The organism is Bacillus gaemokensis (assembly GCF_001590835.1).
Lineage (GTDB): Bacteria > Bacillota > Bacilli > Bacillales > Bacillaceae_G > Bacillus_A > Bacillus_A gaemokensis.
Genome location: NZ_LTAQ01000054.1, coordinates 1 through 1,865 on the forward strand (window position 1 = coordinate 1; position 1,865 = coordinate 1,865).

General features: G+C 33.4%; 1 protein-coding gene. It reads left to right on the forward strand.

Translation table 11 applies throughout. The annotated features are described in order from the left end of the window. The first annotated feature begins 444 nt into the window (after positions 1-444). Entirely contained in the window at positions 445-1,404 is a 960-nt protein-coding gene (locus AZF08_RS23140) for an alpha/beta hydrolase (RefSeq protein ID WP_033679243.1), read from the forward strand. Positions 1,405-1,865: the final 461 nt, after the last annotated feature.

Genomic DNA, 1,865 nt, shown 5'->3' on the forward strand with positions numbered 1-1,865 from the left:
AAGCTCTCTAGCGCCGATGGTAGTTGGGACCTTGTCCCTGTGAGAGTAGGACGTCGCCAAGCAACTTTAGACGAGTCAGAATGACTCGTCTTTTTTGTGTATATAAATTATTGAAGATTTTTAAATTTTGCAGAATATAGTGCACATTAGTAGCGTTCTTTCGTTATAGTTATGTAATAGATTGATTAAATCACAATATTGCTTAGTGTAATAAAAGAATTTTTGTGAAGCTACATTTCTCATTATTATCCCTCGGTTTTAGTAAGTATTTTGTTAAAGAGAGTTTATTATTTGAGTATTGAATGAGTAACTTTTTTCCTTTCCTAATTTACTTCGCCTCTTCTGTTGTAAATTCTGGCGGAGTATAATGGTATTTCACTAGAATTTGATATAATGTGGTATAAGATTTTTAAAAATATACATCTTAGAGGAAGGGTATATAGAATGAAGAAAATAAGTATTGTTACGATAGTAGTTTTACTCCTTCTAGTTATTGCGTATATGCTAGTTGGAAACTACTTTTATAACTATGCGCTAAATGCGAAACAAGAAAAAGAGTTTTTAGAGGGAAATCCTCATTTGAAGAAAGCCGTAACTGTATCAGGTGACGTAGTAACTACTGATGAAGTGAAAAATGCTGAATTCTTATCGAAACATCAAGCAAGTACAATAGCTATACGTTCTTTTGATGATTTGAAACTGAATGGTTATGAATATCGTAATCAAGAATCTAGTCATAAATGGTCAATTGTAGTTCACGGATATAACGGAAGAGCTTCGGAAATGACAAAATATATTCGGCATTTCTATGAAAAAGGCTATAGTGTAGTAGCACCTGATCTTCGTGGTCATGGAAATAGTCAAGGTAATTATGTTGGTATGGGATGGCATGATCGTAAGGATATTATGCTGTGGATTCAGTATATATTAAAGAAAGATCCACAAGCGGAAATCGCTCTGTTTGGTATTTCGATGGGAGGCGCAACTGTTATGATGACTTCCGGAGAAGATTTGCCCGCTAACGTTAAAGTTATTATAGAAGACTGTGGATATTCATCTGTTATAGATGAATTTACATATCAATTAAAAGATTTATTTCATTTACCAAAATTCCCTGTTATGAATGCAGCGAATACAATTACGAAATTACGTGCCGGTTATGATTTGAATGAGGGATCTGCCGTCAAACAAGTTGCTAAAAGTAAAACACCAATGTTGTTTATTCATGGGGATGCGGATACGTTTGTTCCTTTTGAAATGCTGGATAAAGTGTATAATGCTGCAAAAGTAGAAAAAGGAAAATTGATTGTACCAGGTGCAGGCCATGGTGAATCAGAAAAAATAGATTCAGAGAAATATTGGCATACTGTATGGAGCTTTGTTGAGAAGTATATTCCTGCATAATAGTAAATCTATAAAGAATCTTTCATTATAAAAGTGAAAGATTCTTTATTTGTATATGAATAAGGTGATTTAGTAGAAATTTAAATGGCGGAATAAAATATGAATATAGTGTATTAAGGGGAGATCGATGCAGTCATTCACGGTTAATAATACCCCCACCTTAAAATTCAGCCAAACCGAAAGATGGTAGTTGAGAAATAAACTACTCGTAAAAGGGCGCTTAATGATGGAAGTTTCACTTTATATAATATTCAAGGAGGTATTTTGATTTTTATTAAAAAAGGTATTGCTTTTATAATGATAAGTGTGTAATATTATATGAGTCGCCGATAGAAATAACGCAGAACGCGACAAACGAAATGAAAAACTTAGTTGACATTGAAAAATTAAAGTGTTAACATAAGGGAGTCGCAAATGAGCGGCAAACGAGTTCTCTGAAAACTGAACGAAACAAACAACGT

Bases quoted from the DNA above. Each gene is read 5' to 3' on its own strand.
- AZF08_RS23140 (WP_033679243.1), top strand. From the start codon at position 445: ATGAAGAAAATAAGTATTGTTACGATAGTAGTTTTACTCCTTCTAGTT.